At 61.0% G+C, this 290-nt stretch carries 1 pseudogene; it reads right to left on the reverse strand.

The features are described from left to right. Window positions 1–290: pseudogene (locus ACIP1X_RS17015) on the reverse strand (electron transfer flavoprotein subunit beta/FixA family protein); the annotation flags it as partial.

The raw sequence follows: 290 nt of genomic DNA on the forward strand, positions 1-290 counted from the left end.
GAACGTGCCCTGACCGTAGCCGCTCAATGCAGCGAGCATCTGGCCGGTCTGATTGTTGTCGCTGTCGATGGCCTGTTTGCCCAGGATCACCAGTTGAGGCTGTTCCTTGTCGACCACAGCCTTGAGCAGCTTGGCCACGGCGAGCGAGGTCAGATCTTCAGCGGATTCGACGAGGATGGCACGGTCGGCACCCAGAGCCAGTGCGGTACGCAGCTGCTCCTGAGCGGTGGTCGGGCCGATGGAGACGACGACGATTTCAGTCGCAACACCTTTCTCTTTCAGGCGTACGG

Origin of the sequence: Pseudomonas sp. NPDC088885 (genome assembly GCF_044750025.1) — a bacterium.
Lineage (GTDB): Bacteria > Pseudomonadota > Gammaproteobacteria > Pseudomonadales > Pseudomonadaceae > Aquipseudomonas > Aquipseudomonas rustica.